The organism is Arenibacter hampyeongensis (assembly GCF_002909255.1).
GTDB lineage: Bacteria > Bacteroidota > Bacteroidia > Flavobacteriales > Flavobacteriaceae > Arenibacter > Arenibacter hampyeongensis.
In genome coordinates, this window is sequence record NZ_PIOB01000003.1 from 285,712 (window position 1) to 307,045 (window position 21,334).

Annotated in this window: 17 protein-coding genes; 10 read left to right on the top strand and 7 right to left on the bottom strand. The window is 38.7% G+C overall.

The window, feature by feature from the left end:
* Positions 1–9: 9 nt before the first annotated feature.
* The 4 genes from CWD91_RS09595 to CWD91_RS09610 all read left to right on the top strand — a co-directional run bounded on the left by CWD91_RS09595 (position 10) and on the right by CWD91_RS09610 (position 4,792).
* Positions 10–1,470, top strand: a complete 1,461-nt coding sequence (locus CWD91_RS09595) for a NupC/NupG family nucleoside CNT transporter (protein ID WP_103440765.1) — start codon at positions 10–12, stop codon at positions 1,468–1,470.
* Between the two features lie 194 nt (positions 1,471–1,664).
* Positions 1,665–2,489 carry a thymidylate synthase gene (locus CWD91_RS09600; RefSeq protein WP_103440766.1) on the top strand — a complete coding sequence of 275 codons (825 nt, stop codon included), beginning with the start codon at positions 1,665–1,667 and terminating at the stop codon, positions 2,487–2,489.
* Positions 2,490–2,650: 161 nt separating this feature from the next.
* Entirely contained in the window at positions 2,651–3,811 is a 1,161-nt protein-coding gene (gene egtB / locus CWD91_RS09605) for an ergothioneine biosynthesis protein EgtB (protein WP_103440965.1), read from the top strand.
* A 9-nt stretch (positions 3,812–3,820) separates the two neighbouring features.
* Positions 3,821–4,792 carry an L-histidine N(alpha)-methyltransferase gene (locus CWD91_RS09610; protein ID WP_103440767.1) on the top strand — a complete coding sequence of 324 codons (972 nt, stop codon included), beginning with the start codon at positions 3,821–3,823 and terminating at the stop codon, positions 4,790–4,792.
* A gap of 394 nt (positions 4,793–5,186) precedes the next feature.
* Here the strand turns inward: CWD91_RS09610 and CWD91_RS09615 are convergent, their stop codons facing one another.
* The gene (locus CWD91_RS09615) at positions 5,187–5,483 is read right to left on the bottom strand and encodes an isoamylase early set domain-containing protein (protein ID WP_103440768.1); all 297 of its coding nucleotides are present in this window, start codon (positions 5,481–5,483) and stop codon (positions 5,187–5,189) included.
* 151 nt (positions 5,484–5,634) lie between these two features.
* Entirely contained in the window at positions 5,635–6,720 is a 1,086-nt protein-coding gene (locus CWD91_RS09620) for an aminotransferase class V-fold PLP-dependent enzyme (RefSeq protein ID WP_103440769.1), read from the bottom strand.
* Between the two features lie 56 nt (positions 6,721–6,776).
* Between CWD91_RS09620 and CWD91_RS09625 the strand changes: the two genes are divergently transcribed.
* On the top strand, positions 6,777–7,163 hold the full coding sequence (locus tag CWD91_RS09625) for a 2TM domain-containing protein (protein WP_103440770.1): 387 nt from the start codon (positions 6,777–6,779) through the stop codon (positions 7,161–7,163).
* A gap of 5 nt (positions 7,164–7,168) precedes the next feature.
* Positions 7,169–7,666, top strand: a complete 498-nt coding sequence (locus CWD91_RS09630; protein ID WP_394335719.1) for a dihydrofolate reductase — start codon at positions 7,169–7,171, stop codon at positions 7,664–7,666.
* Between the two features lie 18 nt (positions 7,667–7,684).
* On the opposite strand, the gene murI is transcribed toward CWD91_RS09630, so the two are convergent.
* Entirely contained in the window at positions 7,685–8,476 is a 792-nt protein-coding gene (gene murI / locus CWD91_RS09635; RefSeq protein WP_103440772.1) for a glutamate racemase, read from the bottom strand.
* A 32-nt stretch (positions 8,477–8,508) separates the two neighbouring features.
* Complete coding sequence (locus CWD91_RS09640; RefSeq protein ID WP_103440773.1) at positions 8,509–9,870, bottom strand: UDP-N-acetylmuramate--L-alanine ligase; 1,362 nt, start codon at positions 9,868–9,870, stop codon at positions 8,509–8,511.
* A 311-nt stretch (positions 9,871–10,181) separates the two neighbouring features.
* Here CWD91_RS09640 and CWD91_RS09650 point away from each other — a divergent pair, with 311 nt between their 5' ends.
* The 4 genes from CWD91_RS09650 to CWD91_RS09665 all read left to right on the top strand — a co-directional run bounded on the left by CWD91_RS09650 (position 10,182) and on the right by CWD91_RS09665 (position 18,111).
* Positions 10,182–10,499, top strand: a complete 318-nt coding sequence (locus tag CWD91_RS09650; RefSeq protein ID WP_103440775.1) for a cupin domain-containing protein — start codon at positions 10,182–10,184, stop codon at positions 10,497–10,499.
* Positions 10,500–10,542: 43 nt separating this feature from the next.
* Entirely contained in the window at positions 10,543–11,328 is a 786-nt protein-coding gene (locus tag CWD91_RS09655) for an SDR family oxidoreductase (protein WP_103440776.1), read from the top strand.
* A 242-nt stretch (positions 11,329–11,570) separates the two neighbouring features.
* Positions 11,571–17,657, top strand: a complete 6,087-nt coding sequence (locus tag CWD91_RS09660) for an alpha-2-macroglobulin family protein (RefSeq protein WP_103440777.1) — start codon at positions 11,571–11,573, stop codon at positions 17,655–17,657.
* Between the two features lie 79 nt (positions 17,658–17,736).
* Positions 17,737–18,111, top strand: a complete 375-nt coding sequence (locus CWD91_RS09665) for a DoxX family membrane protein (RefSeq protein ID WP_103440778.1) — start codon at positions 17,737–17,739, stop codon at positions 18,109–18,111.
* A gap of 112 nt (positions 18,112–18,223) precedes the next feature.
* Here CWD91_RS09665 and CWD91_RS09670 read toward each other — a convergent pair whose 3' ends face one another.
* The 3 genes from CWD91_RS09670 to CWD91_RS09680 all read right to left on the bottom strand — a co-directional run bounded on the left by CWD91_RS09670 (position 18,224) and on the right by CWD91_RS09680 (position 21,211).
* The gene (locus CWD91_RS09670; protein ID WP_103440779.1) at positions 18,224–18,751 is read right to left on the bottom strand and encodes a DUF4136 domain-containing protein; all 528 of its coding nucleotides are present in this window, start codon (positions 18,749–18,751) and stop codon (positions 18,224–18,226) included.
* A 173-nt stretch (positions 18,752–18,924) separates the two neighbouring features.
* A complete protein-coding gene (gene obgE, locus CWD91_RS09675) occupies positions 18,925–19,926 on the bottom strand; it encodes a GTPase ObgE (protein WP_103440780.1) in 1,002 nt (333 codons plus the stop codon).
* A 169-nt stretch (positions 19,927–20,095) separates the two neighbouring features.
* Positions 20,096–21,211, bottom strand: a complete 1,116-nt coding sequence (locus tag CWD91_RS09680; protein ID WP_103440781.1) for an adenylate kinase — start codon at positions 21,209–21,211, stop codon at positions 20,096–20,098.
* Positions 21,212–21,334: the final 123 nt, after the last annotated feature.

The following is a 21,334-nucleotide window of genomic DNA, read 5'->3' on the forward strand; positions in this document are numbered from 1 at the left end:
AAATATTGGATGAGAAATAAGCTTTGGGTTTTATTTATTTTCTGTTTAATAACATTTCCATCCTTAGGCCAAGAAATAGGCAACACGAACATTCTTCAGAGCACCTCAGAGATTACCCCCAATCAAGGTGTGTCCTTTCAAAGTATTTGGAGGGGCATTTTAGGTATGTTATCGCTGATTTTTATTGCCTACCTTTTCAGTAACAACAAAAAAGCTATCAATTGGAAAACAGCAGGTATTGGAATCTTAATCCAACTTGTATTGGCCATATGCATTCTAATTGGCGAAAAAATAGGCTTCAATGCTTTTGGGTATAGATTTGACCTTAGTTTTGTTTCCAAGATTTTCGAATTTGGAGGGAAAATTTTTGTCAGTATTTTAGATTTTACCAGAGCGGGCAGTAAATTCCTTTTTGAAGGATTGGTAGTGGATATGGATACCTTTGGATTTATTTTTGCATTTCAGGTCCTGCCTACCATTATCTTCTTTTCTGCACTTACCTCAGTTTTGTTCTATCTGGGAATAATTCAAAAAGTAGTGCAGGCATTGGCATGGTTATTAACAAAATCACTAGGGATTTCAGGTCCAGAAAGTTTAAGTGTTACCGGTAATATTTTTTTGGGACAAACAGAAGCTCCCTTATTAATAAAGGCTTATTTGGAAAAAATGACCAGATCCGAAATCCTTTTGGTCATGATCGGCGGGATGGCCACAGTGGCAGGGGCCGTATTAGCGGCATATATTGGCTTTTTAGGAGGAGACGACCCCATCCTTAGGCTACAGTTCGCCAAACACCTATTGGCAGCTTCGGTTATGGCTGCACCTGGTGCCATTGTTATCTCTAAAATTTTATATCCACAAACTGAAGAAATAAACACGGAGGTCCATGTTTCAAATGAAAAAATTGGTTCCAATATTCTGGACTCCATTTCCAATGGTACTACGGAGGGCCTAAAATTGGCCGTAAATGTTGGCGCCATGCTTTTGGTATTTGTGGCCTTTATTGCCATGATAAATGGTATATTAAATTGGACAGGTGATATTACGGACCTAAACTCATGGATCGCCTCCAATTCACCTTATGGGAAGTTTTCTTTGGAAGCCATACTGGGGACCATGTTTGCTCCTCTTATGTGGCTTATAGGAGTGGATTCCGTGGATATTATGTTGATGGGGCAACTTTTGGGCATTAAATTGGCTGCCAGTGAATTCATTGGATACATACAACTGGCGGAACTTAAAAATATAGCTAGCACCACTCACTTCTCATTCAACAAATCGGTTATCATGGCCACCTATATGCTTTGTGGATTTGCCAATTTCGCATCTATTGGCATTCAGATCGGAGGCATAGGCTCCTTGGCACCAGGTCAGCGAAAAACCTTATCCGAATTTGGAATGAAAGCAGTATTGGGAGGATCCATCGCCTCTTTACTGTCCGCTACTATAGCGGGAATGATTTTGGGATAAGTAGTAAAAAAAACAAATCCTTAGATTTACTGATGACGGAAACTTTTGCATTATTTCCCGTTAATAAAATTTAATAACTTCAAACCTTGGACGATCGTACCCAAGGTAGATTTACCTAATTTTGCTAGACAATTTATTAGACTTAAATCCAAACTACACTAGCTCCTTTTTGGAGGTCAACAAGGCTAAGGCATATGAAGCAATATCACGATTTACTAAACCATGTATTGGAAAATGGAACCCAAAAGGGAGATAGGACCGGAACGGGCACCAAAAGTGTGTTTGGATATCAAATGCGCTTTAACCTAGCTGAAGGTTTCCCCATGGTGACCACAAAAAAACTTCATTTAAAATCCATTGTACATGAATTGCTTTGGTTTCTTAAGGGCGATACCAATATTACCTATTTACAGGAAAACGGTGTGCGGATCTGGAATGAGTGGGCCGACGAAAATGGTAATTTAGGACCTGTTTATGGATATCAATGGCGCAATTGGAATGGTGACGAAATAGACCAGATCAAGGAAATAGTAAGCACCCTTAAAACCAACCCCAATAGTCGACGCATGTTGGTTTCAGCCTGGAATCCAAGCGTACTCCCGGACACCGCATTGTCTTTTTCAGAAAATGTAGCCAATGGAAAGGCGGCCTTGCCTCCTTGCCATGCCTTTTTTCAGTTTTATGTTGCCGACGGAAAATTATCCTGTCAATTATACCAAAGAAGTGCGGATATATTTTTAGGTGTTCCTTTCAATATTGCATCATACGCCTTATTTACACTTATGATTGCTCAGGTTTGCGGATTGCAACCCGGCGAATTCATTCATACCTTTGGCGACGCACATATCTATAACAACCATTTTGAACAAGTTGCATTGCAATTAAGTCGTCCACCCAGACCCTTGCCAAAAATGGTTTTAAATCCTGACGTGAAGGACATTTTCCATTTTACCTTTGAGGATTTTAGTTTGTTGGATTATGATCCGCATCCACATATCAAAGGAGCGGTAGCCATATAATACTTTTTTTTTGATTAGAGAAGTGTAAGGATATCAATATTCTTAGACTAATTTCCAGTGATTCCCCAAGCGCTGTTCCAAAATGGAACGGGTCAATCCCTCATTTATCTGGATTGACCATCATTGGTGTATATTTCTTAAATTTGGGGATAAATATGGATATGGTCCTTACAGGTCAGATAACTAATTTCTTTTTAGAAACAAGAAGGCATTCCGAAACCATATGCCAACCTCTGGAAATTGAGGATTATGTGGTACAGCCTATTATTGATGTTTCACCGCCAAAATGGCATCTGGGCCATACTACATGGTTTTTCGAAGAATTCATCCTTAAGAAACACTTTGACGACTACAAATGTTTCGACTCCAACTTTTCATTTGTATTTAATAGTTATTACGAAACAGTGGGGAAACGGGTAATTCGTGCCGATCGCGGTAACCTTTCCAGGCCTTCCGTAGCCCAAGTCTATGCGTATAGGAACCATGTAACAGAAAGCATGAAAGTCTTTTTAGATCAGGGAATTACAACAGAGATTGAGGAATTGGTCGAAATAGGGATACACCACGAAAAACAGCATCAGGAATTATTATTAACTGATATTAAATACATACTTGGCAACAATCCACTTTTGCCGATACTTTCCCCTTCCTACAAGGAACATATCCCTGATAATTATAATCAAGAATGGTTAGAGATTGCGGAGGGTATCTATAGCATTGGACATAATTCAGCTGATTTTTGTTATGATAATGAACTAGGCTTACATAAGGTCTATCTCCTACCATTTTCCATTTCCAATAAGCTGGTGACCAACATGGAATACCTTACATTCATGAAGGACAATGCTTATAAAAAATTTGACCTATGGCATGCCGAAGGATGGGATTGGGTTAAACAGAATCAAATCAACGCTCCGCTCTACTGGCACCTAATAGATGGTGAGTGGTATAATTACACCTTAAATGGTTTACAAAAGATAGATTGGACAGCACCCGTTACCCATATATCCTATTTTGAAGCCTACGCTTTCGCACAATGGAAAAACTGTAGGTTACCAACGGAATTCGAATGGGAAACAGCTTCACAAAATTTTATGTGGGGAAAAAGATGGGAGTGGACGGAAAGCGCATATTTACCCTATCCAAATTATAAAAAGGCGCCCGGTGCCCTTGGCGAATACAATGGCAAATTTATGGTAAATCAGAAGGTACTTCGCGGGAGTTCCATTGCCACTCCGGCAAAACATGCCAGACACACTTATCGTAATTTCTTCCCAACCAATCTTAGATGGCAATTTACCGGGATTAGATTGGCCAAATAGCAATAATTTATGGAACAACAAACAATAACAAAACTTGACATTAAATTTGGAAAAGATGTTTATAATGGCCTTACAGATTTTCCAAAGCACTTATCTTCAAAATATTTTTACGATTATAATGGCGATAAGATTTTTCAGCAAATTATGTCCATGCCCGAGTATTATTTAACCAATTGCGAATACCATATATTGGATATAAATAAGGCTCATATAACAGAATTGTTTACCAAAAATACGAGTGGAATAAATTTGTTGGAACTTGGGGCCGGTGATGGCGTAAAAACCAAAATATTATTGGAGCAATTGTCGGGTAGCGGAATAGATTTTAAATATATTCCTATAGATATTAGCCAAAACGCTTTGGACCAATTGGAAGCATCCCTTTCCTTGGAATACCCTACAATAAATGTTGAGACCAAACAGGGCTCCTATATTGAAACTTTAAAAACCATAAGTAAGGAAGGCAATGCCAGAAATATCATCCTCTTCCTAGGTTCCAATATTGGAAATCTACTACATGACCAAGCTCTTCAATTCCTCTCGGAATTGAACAATTCTATGGATGTTGACGATTTGATCTTACTTGGTTGCGATCAGAAAAAAAATCCACAAACCATCTTGGATGCCTATAACGATCCGGCCGGAATTACGGAGGCCTTCAATAAAAATATTTTAAAAAGAATAAATTCCGAATTGCAGGGGAATTTTGAATTGGATAAGTTTTTGCATTGGGAAACCTATGATCCCCAAACTGGGACCGCGAAAAGTTATCTGGTTTCCAAGGAAGCACAAAAAGTGCATATAAAATCCATAGACCTTGTAGTTGATTTTGAGGCTTGGGAAACGATCCATACCGAAATTTCACAGAAATATGATGATAGGGAAATTACAAATTTAGCAAGAGAGGCCGGTTTAAAGGTTTTGAATGCCTATGCGGATTCCAAGAAGTATTTTAAGAATTATATTCTGGCCAAAGAATAGGATTGGCACTAATACCTAGAGGTGAAATCAATACTAACAACATTAAAAAGTAAAGGAATTTAGGCCGTCCGGAAAGGCAACAAAATCGCCGAAAGAAACCATTGCATTAGAAACAATCATTATTTCCCAGCGGAAAGTATTAGGAAAGTGTATTTTCCATACAACATTCCCATTCAAAAGCACTGCTTCCATTATAACAATGGCCTATGGTTATAGGAACAATGATGGGCTTCTTGGTTTATCCGGAAAAAAGGACCTAGTAAAGGCAATTAAGTGGAGAATCACATTTTGAAGCAAAAGATCAAATATGGGATTGCACAACGGCTCCGAATTAACATTCAAATAATTATGATACCATTGAGATGAAAACCTCAATGGTATCATATAGACTTAATTACAATTCCAAAACTGAATTCTCAGCACCAGCGAATTCATTCCATTGGTAACGATCAGCCTCAGCCTCGTTAACGAAATTACCATCCACTATATACTTGAATTCAAACGTTTGTTCTTTAGGCAAATCGAAAGTTCCCTTGAAGGTTCCATTTTTCAATTTTTTAAGTGCACTACCTTTGGGGCTCCAATTATTAAAATCTCCAACTACCGCAACCTTCTTAGCATCTTCTGCAGGAACTGAAAAAGTTACCTTGCATACTGGCTTACTCTTTAAATATTGTTTTGTAATTCCCATAACCTCTAAATTTTAGATTAAAGTGCAAAATTACATCATTAAATCCCTCATTACCAATGACCCATATCATTTTTATCATTTTCTTAAAATAAGTTTAACAATTAAACTACTTTAATAATTAAACAGGGCAAAATTCCTAAGTAATTAACATTTACCGCCTTCCTTTTAGGATTCCCACAATCTTATCTATCTCATTTTCTGTATTATAGAAATGAAAACTTAAACGAATACCGCTTCCCCGCTGGGCACTTACCACATCCTTCTCCAATAATTTAGCATATATATCCTTATTGGCCGAGATATTAAAAATAGAACTATGTTCTTTTCTCTTTACAACGGAATCTTCCAATAGCCCTAAATTCCCGAACTCAACTTTTGCTTTTATAGAAAGTTTTTTTATCTGGTCCGAAATATTCTCCATTCCAATGCCGGATAAAAACCCTAGAGAATAATTTAGACTTCCAAAATTGAATGTATCCAAATGTCCAGGTTCAAATTGTTTTGCAAAGGACACCTTATCCTTACCACTCAAATCCCCCTCGGCAGCGTTAAACCCGGTAGACCGGCAAGTAAATTTAGCAGACGTTTCATCAGCAAATAACATAAACCCATTTCCGTAACCGCCAAGAAGCCATTTATAGCAACTTGCACCGACTACATCTATACCAGAATCCTCAAAATTGAAAACATCGGAACCCAAAAATTGAGTTCCGTCAGCAATAATCAAGAGATCGGGAAACTCCTTTTTTAAACTCTTTAAGAATTCCAAATCAACCTTGATTCCATTTAACCATTGCACCAAGCTAAGTGCTAAAACATTTATATTCCTGGATTTTATCTGGCTATAAATATTTTCCTCCAAAGCCTCGGTGACCTTTAAATAAAAAGTATTGCACTCCCTATTTTCAAAAGGCCAGTTTAAGGAAGGATAATCCCCCTCCAATAACAATACGTTCTTTTTACCTCCCATTCCTTCCAACAATAAGTTGAGTCCAATGGAAAAATTGGGCACCAACGCTACATTTTCAGCTTTACAGCCAAAGAATTTTCCAATGGTTTTTCTAGTTTCTGAAATAAGCACGTTGCTATTCATTTTCATTTTACTTCCTCCAATAAGGAAATCAAGGTCATGCTCTTGACGCCAATCCAAGAGTCCATCATAAAGCAGGCCGGAGGTGGCTGTATTTACATAGGTGTATTGACTTAAAACTGGAAATTGTTTAATAATCTTTTGCATATCCAAAGATGTAAAATTTGTATTTATGGTATCTTTGTCTAAAGATAGGAATTCGGATGTTCTTCAAGAATAAAAAAAAATCACTTATAGAAATTGAGCAGCATGAACTCTTGGAACATGCTCAAACCAGGATAAAACAAAAAAAGAATCTGTTTAGCCACTTTGTTGTGTTTTTGATAGGAAGTGTATTTCTGATCATCATCAATAAAATTCTGAAGTATGGCGTGGAATACAACTGGTTTATATGGGCCATTACCTTTTGGGCATTTTTGTTCGCAATTCACATCTTTAACGTATTTGTCACCACAAAATTCATGGGGTTGGAATGGGAACGCACACAAAGGGAGAAATTAGTCCTAAAACAAAAACAAAAAATAGCCGAATTACAGAAGGAGATCGAAACTGAATTTCCTTTATCAAACATTAATAAAAAAAAAGAATAGTGAACATCCTATCTATCATAGCTGCCGCTGGGGAGAATAACGCATTAGGGAAAGACAACGACCTACTATGGCATTTACCCGATGATTTTAAGCGGTTTAAAACCCTTACTTCAGGACATAAAATAATCATGGGACGCAAAACTTTCGAGAGCTTCCCTAAACCTCTACCCAACAGAACCCATATTATAATAACCAGGGATAAGGACTATTCAGTAAACCATACCGATTGTATTGTAGTACATTCCATGCAGGACGCATTGAACTTGGTAAAAGGCGATTCCCTATCCTTTATTATCGGAGGTGGCGAAATCTACCGGTTGGGATTGGAGCACGCTAACCAAATAGAACTTACCCGAGTGCATGGGTCCTTTGATGCGGACACCTTTTTTCCGAATTTTGACGAAACTAAATGGCAATTGACAAATGAGGAATACCATCCTAAGGATGAGAAACATAGGTATGATTTCACATATTTAACCTATATAAAAAAAGAGGACCAATAACCAGCGAAAGTGAATTAGTTAAAAATCTAAATATTGTGCCTTATACAGTACCCGAACATCCTTTAAAAAGGCTTTTAAAACCGAGACATCCCCATTTGTAAAAAATTGATGCTCTATTTCCTCTTGAGGTGGGCTATTTAATAAATCAGATAGCTGTAAAACGTTTTTGGTATGTTTGGCCACACCCTCCCCAGAATCAATAATCTTAATATTACCCGGCAATATTTCCTTTATCAATGGAATTAAATATGGATAATGTGTGCATCCCAGAACCAATTGATCCATACCTTGACTTAACATAGGCTCCAAATAGTTTTTCAATAGTACCTTGGTTTGGGCAGTATTAACCTCACCTTTTTCTATAAGCTCCACCAAGCCTGTACCTACTTGGTCAAGTACCTTTATGCCATTGGCATGGATTTCCGAAGTATTATGGAACAAGGCACTTGTCAATGTTCCCTTGGTAGCCAAAACTCCCACGATTTTGGTTTTGGAATTCCAGGCTGCAGGCTTAATGGCCGGTTCAATTCCAATCAACGGTATCTTATAACTTGCCCTAAGTTCTTTAATGGCATTCGTGGTGGCGGTGTTACAGGCTACAACTATTAGCTTGCAGCCCTTTTTTAAAAGTAATTCAACATTTTTAATGCTGAGCTGAAGTATTTGTTCCTTTGACTTTTCCCCATAAGGGGCATTCTTACTATCGGCCAAATAAATTGTTGCTTCATGGGGAAGAATCTTGTTGATCTCCCGCCAAATAGAAGTGCCTCCAACACCCGAATCGAAAATTCCTATAGGACCTTTATTCATTTAATAAAAGATTAAGTAGCCATAAAGTTACATTAATATCGCTCCACCATCTCCTTAACCTCCACCAAATTCAACCCACCATAATTCCCTGAACTCATTAGTAGCAATACAGCATTATCATAATCCTGAGCAAAAACAAAATCTTTGAAAACTTCGGCCTGGGTAAAAATTTGTAGGTCATCACGAACAAAAGCTTCTGAGATTTGTTCTGGAGTAACTTCCTTAAGCTTCTTTATCTTAACCGATTCCGGTAAATAGAAAACCGATGCTATATCCGCATCCTCCAGCGCTCCTTTATACTCCTTTAAAAATTCAGGGTTAAAGCTGCTATAGGTATGTAATTCCAGACAAGCAATTAATTTTCTGTCCGGATATTGCTCTCTTACAGCCTTGGTTGTGGCCATTACCTTGCTTGGTGAATGGGCAAAATCCTTGTAGGCCACTGCAGTCTTTCCTTCGGCAATTTTCTCCAATCTTTTGGAAGCCCCTTTAAAAGATGCAATAGCCTCATAGAAATCATCCTCATCCACTCCCATATTTTGGCATATCCATTTTGCCCCGGCCAAATTGCTTAGGTTATGCTTCCCGAAAACTTCAATAGGCATGGGTCCCTCTGGAGTTTCCAAAATAGTTTGTCCGTTTTCGACAATATATTCAGGAGTGTTATAGGGTAGTTTTCTTATGGCATTCCCAGATGCCCTTACCACCTTATCCACTTCTGGATCTTCCTCGTTATAGGTAATACTACCTCCTTTGACAATACTATCCACAAAAATCCGGAATTGCTCTACATAATTTTCATAGGTGGGAAATACATTAATATGATCCCAGGCTATACCGCTCAAAAGGGCAATGTTGGGCTTGTACAAGTGAAATTTTGGCCTCCTATCTATAGGCGAGGACAAATATTCGTCCCCCTCCAAAACAATAAAATCGTTCTCCTCTGTAAGATGTACCATGCGATCAAATCCGTCCAGTTGGGCTCCTACCATGAAATCCACAGGTTTGTCGTGATAATTTAGAACATGTAATATCATGGAGGTAATGGTCGTCTTACCATGACTTCCCCCAATGACCACCCTAGTTTTATTCTTGGATTGTTCGTATAAAAATTCCGGATAGGAATATATTTTTAATCCCAATTCCTGAGCCTTTAAAAGCTCAGGGTTATCAGCCTTGGCATGCATTCCCAAAATTACTGCATCCAAACTTGAGTGTAACTTTTCGGGGAACCAGCCAAAAGATTCGGGTAGAAGTCCCTTAGCTTCCAACCTAGTTTTGGAAGGTTCAAAAATTACGTCATCACTACCAGAAATGATATACCCCTTATGATGTAATGCCAAAGCCAAATTGTGCATTGCACTGCCTCCGATGGCAATAAAATGAATATGCATGTAAAAATCAATTTAAGGGGCAAAGATAATCATTGTTCAAGGCTATCAAAAAAAGTTATTTTACGGTTTCATTTTTTAAGGAAAATAAATAGCATTAAACCCAAGTTGCCCTTGACTCTTGAAGGAACCTATCTAAGGGTCCAGACATTAAACCAGTTACCCGGCCAAAAAGGCGGGGTTCGTTCGACTATCCCATTTCAACGAGCCCGCGGCATTTAAAATGCGGATCACACGAATAAAGCTTGGAATAAGGCCGAAAAGAATATTTAAACCCTTAATATTTTTTAATTTAGTGCCAAAGGATCCAAAAAATGAAAATAAAACTTGCCGAAATTGACTCCAAAGAAATTATGCCGGGCTACCACGGAAAACTTATCCATACACAAAATATGAGTTTGGCCTTTTGGGAAGTGGAAAAAGGAGCCATAGTTCCTGAGCATGCCCATATCAATGAGCAGGTGATGCAGGTATTGGAGGGGAAATTTGAATTTACCCTGGACGGTATTACCAATACCTATGAACCAGGAGACTTGGTAATAATCCCACCATATGTCTCCCATAGTGGACGCGCCTTAACACCCTGTAAACTAATGGATGTTTTTAGCCCTACAAGGGATGAATATAGATAAATGGTTTATCCCATAGGGAGAGGATTAAAAAAACAATTACAAGATGAACATATCACTCAAAAATAAAAAAGCATTGGTCGGAGGCAGTAGCCGAGGAATTGGAAGAGCCATTGCCCATCAATTGGCCGCCAGTGGCGCTAGTGTAACAGTCATGGCCCGAAGTGAGGACAAATTAAAGTCCTTGATAGCCGATTTACCAACCAATAACGGACAGCAACACCAGTATTTGAAAGTAGATTATTCCGATTTTGCAGGATACAAGGAAAGTATTGCCGCCTTCTTTAAAACAAACATGGTAGATATCTTGGTAAACAACACCCAGGGACCTTCTGCTGGGGGCGCCTTGGATAAAAAGACAGATGATTATCAACAGGCGTTCGACCTGCTTTTTAAAACTACGATTTTTACAACGGAACAGGCTCTAAAGGGAATGATAGCCCAGAAATATGGACGAATTATTAACGTAGCCTCTATTTCGGTAAAGGAACCTTTATCCTATTTGGCCCTTTCCAATAGCATCAGGGCGGCGGTAGTTACCTGGTCCAAAACCTTGGCCTCCGATGTTGGCAAATACAACATTACAGTGAACAGTACCTTAACTGGATATTTTAATACGGAAAGACTAAAAGAGCTTAATGGTGCCAAGGCCAAATCCTTGGGCATTCCGATTACTGAAGTTGAAAAACAAATGCTTTCCCATGTTCCCGTAGGCCGATTTGGCAATCCAGGGGAATATGGCCATTTGGTTACTTTTTTAGCATCCGAGTACTCCTCTTTTATAACGGGGATCAACATCCCAATAGATGGTGGATTGCTAAAATCGCTTTAATATTCAGGCTCAGTAACAAAATTCCTTGTTTTTTACACCGATATCAAAAGACATTGAACGGGCAAAGGATATTGATGCTACTTTAGGTTGTTCAAAAAATCTCTGCACCTGGGAAGCAACGTTGGTATTCTTTTTGCATCTATGCTCTTCAAGGTAAGTTTGCTCACTTAAAAGGGCAGTTCACTCATTTACGCTTGCGATAACTTGAAATATAGCCCAGTTTTGTTCTTTAAATTAATACGATGAAAAAGATAGCAACAATATTCACCATAATTCTATTCTCACAATTGGGGCAATCCCAGTCTACCAACGATTCTTATACTGCCTTATGGGAAAGGGTCCAAAAATTTGAAAAGGAGGCATTGACAAGATCAGCGCTGAATATTGTAGCCTTAATTTCCAAAAAAGCCAAAAACGAACAGAATTCCGTTGAAATCATAAAATCCCTTTTGTACACCTCCAAATACGCCTTAACCTTGGAGGAGGATGCCCAATTAAAAATAGTCCAGGACTTTAAATTGGAAATAGCCCACAGCCAATTCCCTACCACCAATATATTGGAAAGTTATTTGGCGAATATATATTGGCAGTATTTTCAACAAAATAGGTATCAATTCTACGAACGTACAGAAACAAAGGAAAAAATTGACAGTGTTGATTTCAGAACCTGGGACCTGACCACAATTTTCCATGAAATCAATATACATTTTGAAGCGTCGTTGCAAAATCCATCAGAATTACAAAACCTCAAAGTGGATACGTTCAAGGAAATCCTGGAAGAACAAAAAGGTTCGGAAATTTATCGCCCTGCCCTATTTGACCTTTTGGCACATGCGGCATTGGATTTTTATAAGTCAGATGAAAACGGCATTACACGGCCAGCTGATAAATTTGAACTGAACATGCCCGAAATTTTATGTGAAGCGAAACATTTTATTGAGCAGAAAATAAGCCTAAGTGATAAAACTTCCCTTCAAGCCAAGGCAATAATGGTATATCAGCAACTCTTGGATTTTCATTCACAAGACCCTTCAAGTGAGGCTTATGTGGATGTAGATATAGAACGCCTTAAGTATATTAGGAAACATGCCGTATTCCAAAATAAGGACAAACAGTATCTGGAGGTTTTGCAAAATACCGCCGAAGCCCAAAAGAGCAATAAAAATTCGGCCCTATACCAATATGAAATTGCCTTGTTGTACCGGGAATGGGGCAACAGCTATCAGCCTAATATCAAAGATGAACACCGTTGGAGACAGAAAGAAGCCTTGGCAGTTTGCGAATCGGTTTTAGGCCGATTTCCAAATAGCAGGGGTGCCGAAAAATGCGCAGCTTTAAAATCGGAGATTCTTTCCAAAGACATTCAATTGACAACGGAACGATATATTCCGGTCAACAAGCCTTCTCGTTTACTAGTAGACTATAGAAACTTGAATACACTGGTTTTATCAGCCCGTAGGATATCCCAAAAGGAAATAAAACAGCTTAACGAACTATATCCCGATGACAAGAAATTAGCGTTTATCCAAAAACTAAAGGAAGTTAAAAAATGGGATGCCAAACTCATTAATGAAAATGACTATCAACCCCATAAAATTGAAATTTTATTACCTGAATTGGCGAATGGGTCCTATATCATATTAGGCGTCCCCAATGTCGAAAAAAATACAACTTTCTCCTACAGCCCAATTCAAGTCTCCAACCTGGCATTGGTAGAGGGCCAAACCAATACGGATCATCACTTCCAGCTAATAAATCGAAACAACGGTAAGCCCATTTCGGGAGCTACCTTAAAACTTTCCTATCATCAAAACTACGAAAGACCTCTATTGACCAAGACTTTGATCACCGACGGAAAAGGCATGGCTGTCCTTCCCCTTTCCAAGGAGCGCTGGAACAAGGTAGATATCCTGATCAATACTAAAAATGAAGAGGCCTACTTTGAAGATTTTTATGTTAATGCCAAATATGATCAAGGTGAGGAAGACAACCGCTTTTCCTGTTTTTTGTTTACGGACCGTAGCATTTACAGACCGGGACAACCTTTATATTTCAAAGGGGTGGCGATGGTGCAAAAAGATGACAAATCCTCCGTACTTACCAATACTAAATTAACGGTAAGCCTTATGGATGTTAATCATCAAGAAGTGGCCCAACAAGAATTTAAGACCAATGATTATGGTTCCATTTCAGGAGAATTTATTTTACCCAATATCGGGCTTACAGGTAATTATTATCTGAAAGTAGATTCTGCTGAAGTTGATATTAGCGGCAATATTTATTTTTTAGTGGAAGAATATAAACGTCCCAAATTTGAAACTCAATTGGAACCAATAACGGAGACGTATAGGGTCAATGACAGTATCTCTGTTAACGGTAAGGCCACTGCGTATGCAGGAAGCCTTATTACCGATGCGAAAGTGAGCTATACCGTTCGCCGGGTAGTGTATTTTCCAGCATGGTATTATTGGCGCCTACCCTATTTTGAGGGTACTCCACAAGAAATTGCCCATGGCGAGACGGTTACCGATGCCAATGGTAAATACCAGATTAACTTTACAGCCATACCGGATTTAAGTATTGACAAAGAAAATCTACCTACCTTTAATTATGAGGTCACGGCAGACGTAACGGACCTCAATGGGGAGACCCATAGTGCAACTACCATGATCAACGTTGGCTATCATGCGCTTACCGCAGATATCCAAATCACAGACCTCCTTGATAAGGATATAACGAATCCTAAGATTTCCATCGCCACCAACAACCTAAACGGACAATTTGTTCCAGCTCAGGGCACCTTGAAAATGTATAAATTACAAGCCCCTGGCAAGGTATTAAGACCAAGACCTTGGGCAGCGCCCGATTATAACGGCTTTGGAAAGTCCAAATTCAAGGAACTTTTTCCCCATGAAGCCTTTGGCAAAGAGGACAATGCTGCCTATTGGGAAAAAGGTGAACTGGTATGGGATTCCAGTTTTGATACAGGAAAATCCAAGGAAATAGGGTTTGGCAACGTTAAAAAGTGGTTGTCAGGAAAATATGTCATAGAACTGGAAACAAAAGATAAATTTGGTCAACTGGTAAAGGATATTACACAAACTACCTTTTACAGTGATAATGATAAGAAGTTAGCGGACAATCAGCTTTTTCAAATCAAGACAGACAAAAACACCTATACCATAGGGGACAAAGTGCAGCTTACGTTGCTTTCAAGTGCGGAAGATATTTCTATTTCGGTATTCATTGAAAAGGACCGCAAAGTTGTTGCAACCCATATCATTGAATTGCACAATAATTCAAAGACCATCGAAATTCCAGTTACTTCGGAGGATTTAGGAGGATTTGCCATTAATTATAGCTACTCGGCATATAATTCGTTTCAAACGGGAAGCCTTTCAATCGCTATCCCCTATCCCAGTTCCGATCTAAAAATAGAAACTATCACTTTTAGGGACAAGCTACTGCCAGGAAAAGACGAAACTTGGTCCTTTAAAATTAAAGGTCCCAAAGGGGATAAGGTAACCGCAGAACTGCTGGCCGGCATGTACGATGCCTCGTTGGATGCTTTTACTGGGCATCATTGGAATTTTTCTCCCAAGTATAGAGGACAATATTACTCCAACAGGTATTTAAATGCCTATAAAAGTTATGGAATTACCTCATTTAACACGTATTTAAATTTTGGGGACGGTCTCACCTATGACCCACAATATTATGACTCCTTTGATTGGTTCGGTTTCCATTTTGGATATGGTTATGCCCGTAGGGAAAGAATGATGATGAAGAGCAGTGCGCCAGGTGTCATTATGGAAATGCAGGCTGATAGTGAATCATTGGATGAAACGGTAGTGACCGGTATGGGAGCACCAGCTTCTGAGAACAAAGCGGACGACAATCAAGTTCCACAGACCAACAATAAGGAAAAAGATGGATTTGATGATATACAGATTCGGAAAAATCTTCAGGAGACTGCTTTTTTCTTCCCTCAACTATTGACCGATCAGGATGGAAATGTAACTTTCAGTTTTACTACGCCAGAGGCCTTGACAAAATGGAAGTTGCAGTTGCTGGCACATACCAAAACTTTGGAAAGTGCCACCACCACCTTGCAAACTGTTACACAAAAGGAATTGATGGTAACCCCTAATGTACCTCGCTTTCTGCGTGAGGGCGATAAAATAGTTATCAGTACAAAAATTGCAAATCTAACGGAAAGATCGCTTGCTGGAGTAGCCAGATTGGAATTGGTGGATGTTATTACCGGAAAAGAAGTTACCAAAGAATTATTGATTACCGACACCTCGTCAAAATCATCTAAAATCGAAAATACATTTACTGTAGATGCCAAGGGAAACACCCAGGTGTCATGGCATTTAAAAATTCCGGAAGGATTGGAAGCTATCCAATATAAAGTAATGGCAAAAGCGGGCGATTTTAGTGATGGGGAACAAAATGTACTCCCAGTACTCACGAACCGCATGTTGGTTACCGAAACATTGCCAATGTGGGTGCGCGGCAATGAAACAAGGACCTTTACCTTGGATAAATTAAAGAACACCAACTCAACCACCCTAAGACATCATCAACTTACGCTAGAGATAACTTCCAATCCTGCATGGTACGCAGTACAGGCCCTTCCTTATTTAATGGAATATCCCTATGACTGTAATGAGCAAATATTTTCAAGATTCTATGCCAACACCTTGGGGGGATACATTACAAATTCCAATCCAAGAATACAGGAGGTCTTTAAACAATGGGCCAATGCCGATGCGCTGTTGAGCAATCTTGAAAAGAATCAAGAATTAAAATCGATTTTAATTCAGGAAACGCCATGGTTAAGGGATGCACAATCCGAATCCGAACAAAAGAAACGTATAGCGCTGCTCTTCGATCTTAATAAATTAATGAATGACCAGGCCAATGCCTTTAATAAACTGGAACAAAATCAAATGTTGTCCGGAGCCTGGGCATGGTTTAATGGTGGTCCGGAAAACCGATTTATCACACAACACATCATCACCGGTTTAGGCCATCTTGAAAAACTAACATCGACCAAAACAAGTAAAGGAAAATCAGGGTCCAATATAAGCCGTGCCCCTAAAGAACAGCAAATGATAGCAAAGGCAGTAGCCTATTTGGATGAGGAATTTGTGAAAGAATACGAGCAAATGAAAAAATATGCCAGGAACCTGAACGATGATCATTTAAGCCCGACCCAGCTACATTACCTTTATATGCGCAGTTTTTATCCAGACATTGAAATCGCTAAAAAGGTTGAAGAAATTATGGATTACTACAAAACCCAGGCGCAAAAATATTGGGTTAAAAAGGATTTGTACGCAAAGGGGCTTCTATCCTTATTTCTTAATAGGAATGGAAATACAACTACCGCCAATAAAATAATCAAGTCCTTGGAAGAAAACAGCATAAGCAGTGAGGAATTGGGCATGTATTGGAAAGAAAACACCAATTCCTGGTTTTGGCACCAGGCACCGATAGAGACCCAATCCCTGCTGATCGAGGCCTTTTCTGAAATAAAAAACGATGTTCAAACTGTGGATAACCTTAAAATATGGTTATTAAAGAACAAACAGACCAATCAATGGAAAACTACAAAAGCTACCACAGATGCGGTGTATGCGCTATTATTACGGGGAAGTGACTGGTTGTCCCTTACAGATGCCGTTGACGTAATGGTTGGGGGAGAAAAAATTAAACCTTCCCAATTGGAAGATGTGAAAGTGGAAGCAGGCACCGGGTATTTTAAAACCACATGGGCCAAAAATGAAATAACACCAAAAATGGCAGAGATACAACTTGTGAAAAAGGGAGATGGAATTGCTTGGGGGGGGCTATACTGGCAATATTTTGAAGATTTGGACAAAATTACGGCAGCTAAAACACCTTTGATATTAAAAAAGAAAGTGTTCTTAAAAAAGAACACCGATACAGGTGAGCTAATATCCGAAATTAAAGATGAAACACATTTAAATGTAGGTGATTTAGTGCGGATAAGAATTGAGCTAAGCGTAGATAGACCTATGGAATTTGTACATATGAAAGACATGAGGGCTGCTGGGCTGGAACCCATCAATGTACTATCTAGTTATAAATGGCAAGATGGACTGGGTTACTATGAAAGCACCAAAGACGCTAGCACCAATTTCTTTTTTGACTATTTACCAAAAGGGGTTTTTGTTTTTGAATATGATCTAAGGGTTAACAATGCAGGTGAATTCAGCAATGGTATTTCTTCGATACAGAGTATGTACGCACCTGAATTTAGCAGCCATAGTAAAGGACTAAGAATAATGGTAGAATAGCAAAAAAAGTGAAGGATTAATAAAAAGGTATTGCTTTTTTTTATAAATTCATAAATAACTAACATAAAATCAACGAATTATGAACTCTACCTTTTTTATCGCTCTGCGCTTTGTTTTCGGAATTTTCCTTATCGTCTTCGGGGCGAATAAATTCTTTCATTTTATGCCTGCAGGACAAATGTCCGAAGCGGCAATGAATTATTTTTCAGCTTTAACAAGTACAAATACCCTTTATGTTGTAGCCATTGTGGAAATACTTTCAGGACTTTCATTATTGATAAACAAATTTGGCGCGTTGATGATGATTATCCTTATGACTGTTTCAGTAAATGCGTTATTGTTCAATGCATTTTTGGAACCAGGCTCCATTGGCCTAACTTTAGTCTTGCTTGTTCTTAATATAGTGATGATCTACGCCTACAAGGACAGGTATAAAGATATACTTAGACCATGATTTTTTGTATAACATATTCCAAAATACAAGAAGCGGGACAAAATTATTGGTCCCGCTTTTTATTGGTAGTGGTAAAGGATATTATTTAACTGGAATCCAGTTTATATTACACTCATCTTCTACTTTTAGGTGGGTATTTTTCAAAGGTTTTGACAACCAATGCCTGAAGCTTTTGCTCCCTTTCATTAGGAGAACTATTTTCCTTTAGGGAACTTACAGTAATGGCCTGCCAAAATAATTCATCCTTTTGACTGTCCACAAAATCAAACTGAATCTCCCTTTCAACATTTGCTGCTCCAACCGGGATCCCTATCGACATTCCTCCACCTACATTTCTACCGCCTCCACCTAGGCCCACACCTACGGTATTGTTTCTTGGTGCTTGATAAGACCTGCTCAAAATACCTATTAAAAATTCCGGCTCTTCGGACAACAAAAAGCCCTTCACTCGCATAGTGGAATCTATGGCTCTTAATAATCGTTTGGTATCCAGTTCACTTAAACCACTATCCATATCCGGATAATAATTATAAGTGGTATATTTAGAAAAATCGGTATCCCTATCGTAGTCATAATTTACTCGAATAGCACTGCAAGAAACCAAAAAGATCAACAACAAGAATGGGATTATACTTTTCATTATTCCGATTTTTATAATAGCCTGTTTAAGAATTTGGATTGGGAATACCTTGAACAGGCTCTAAAATAGTGAAAATTATTATTGCCGTTTTTCTAGAAGGTAAGTATTCGTTAAAGCGCATGGCAATATCCAAAAAGAGCCTGGCAACCTATGTATTCCAAAAATAAATAAAATTATTTATTCAACATTGCCCACAATCTGTCCTTAAGTTCTACCAATCCTATCTGGGCTATAGATGAAATAAACAAATAAGGAATTTCCTTAAAATCCTTGTCCAGCTCAAGCCTCATTTCTGCAATTAGCTCCTCGTCCAACATATCCGTTTTAGAAATGGCGATCAATCGATCCTTGTCCAACAACTCTGGATTATACCTACGAAGCTCGTCCAGCAAAATTTCGTATTCCTTAGAAATGTCCTTACTATCGGCCGGAATCAGGAATAGTAAAGTAGAATTACGTTCTATATGCCTTAAAAAATAATGTCCCAGTCCCTTACCTTCGGCCGCTCCTTCTATAATACCCGGAATATCAGCAATAACAAAACTTTTAAAATCCCTGTATTCCACAATTCCCAAGTTGGGTTTTAAAGTAGTAAACTCATAATCCGCTATTTTGGGCTGGGCAGATGTAAGAACGGATAAAAGGGTGGATTTACCCGCATTTGGGAATCCTACCAAGCCAACATCGGCCAATACTTTTAACTCTAAAATTAGATCCAATTCCTGTCCACTAACACCAGGTTGGGCGTATCTGGGTGTCTGATTGGTCGCCGTTCTAAAATGCCAGTTACCTCGACCTCCCATCCCTCCTTCCAAAAGAATTCTTTCCTCTTGATCCTCAGTTATTTCCATCAATACCTCCTGGGTTTCAGCGTCTTTAATAACGGTCCCCAAAGGAACCTCAAGATATACGTCCTGGCCATCGGCACCACTACTTCGGTTCTTACTGCCATGATCACCATGGCCTGCCCTAAAAGTTCTTGTAAATTTGAAGCCCAAAAGGGTCCATAAATTTTTATTTCCACGGACAATAATGTGTCCACCACGACCACCATCACCACCATCTGGCCCACCTTTTGTTATAAACTTTTCCCTATGCAAATGCACAGAACCTTTTCCTCCTTTACCGGATTCCAAGTGCACTTTTACATAATCCACAAAATTTCCTTCAGTCATTATTTTAGCTTATTTATCCGAGGTCCATCAAAACCCGACCAACCCTTGTTAATAGTTCAAAAAATTAAACCCAAAAATCGCTAGTAGTGCAGATTATACGAATGCTTTCAGGCATCTCATAATAGAATTGATCTTTCAAGGGACTTTTTAACTCCCCAAGGGGCCAATCTTAAATTGCCTGTAACTCCTCAATTACTTTTGCCAAGCGGCTAGTAATATCTTCAATAGAACCTATTCCGTTTACACTATGAAATTTCCCTTGATCATCATAGTAATCCTTTAAGGGAGCAGTTTTTTCGTTATATTCATCAAAACGGTTGCGAATCATTTTTTCGTCCTGATCATCTGTCCTACCGCTAACTTTACCACGTTCCAATAATCTTTGAATCAATACTTCATCATTGGCTTCTAAAGCAATTGTAGCGTCGATCCTCATTTCCTTGGTCACTAAGAAATTATCCAATGCCTTGGCCTGTGCCGTAGTCCTTGGAAATCCGTCAAAGATAAATCCGCTCGCATCCGGATTTTTCTCCACCTCATCCTGCAACATTTTAATGGTAACTTCATCAGGCACCAGTTCTCCCTTGTCAATATAAGATTTTGCCAATGTGCCCAGTTCTGTGCCATTCTTAATATTATAACGAAAGACATCTCCGGTAGAAATGTGCTTTAAATTATATTTTTCCTTTAAAAATGAAGCCTGCGTGCCCTTTCCTGCACCAGGTTTTCCAAACAAAACTAGGTTTATCATGTGCTTTTGGTTTAGTTGATATACTTCTCTTAAATTTCTTCCCAATTCATTATAATCCAACCCATAGCCCACAATAAATCTATCCTCGATTTTAATGCCAAAATAGTCTATATCATACTCCCCGTTATACACTTCAGATTTGTAGAACAAGGTGGCAATTTTAAATTCCTTCACCTTGGTATTGGAAAATAAGTCGATTAATTTTTTAACGGTCCTACCGGTATCAATGATATCTTCCAAGATTATAACACTACGTCCTTCTATATTTTCAGGAACGTCCAGCAGCGATTCCACTATTCCTGTAGAAGTAAGTCCTTGATAGGAGCTTAAGCGCACAAAGGAAACCTCACAAGGGTGTGGATATGCTTTTAAAAAGTCTGAAACGAACATAAAGGCACCGTTGAGGACTCCCACAAAAATGGGGGTTTCCTTTTTGTAATCCACAGCAACCTGATCCGCAATCTTTTTAATTGCGGCCATAATTTCGCCTTCACTAATAAAAGGCTTAAAATATTTGTCGTGTAGCTTAATCAAGGTTAAAGTTTTTATTATAAATTCAAGATGCCAAATATAGCACTTTGATTTCTCTTTTTTAAAGGTCTAAGCTTAGTTTCTAAGATTTAGATGTATTTTTGTTCCTAATATACAATCTACTTT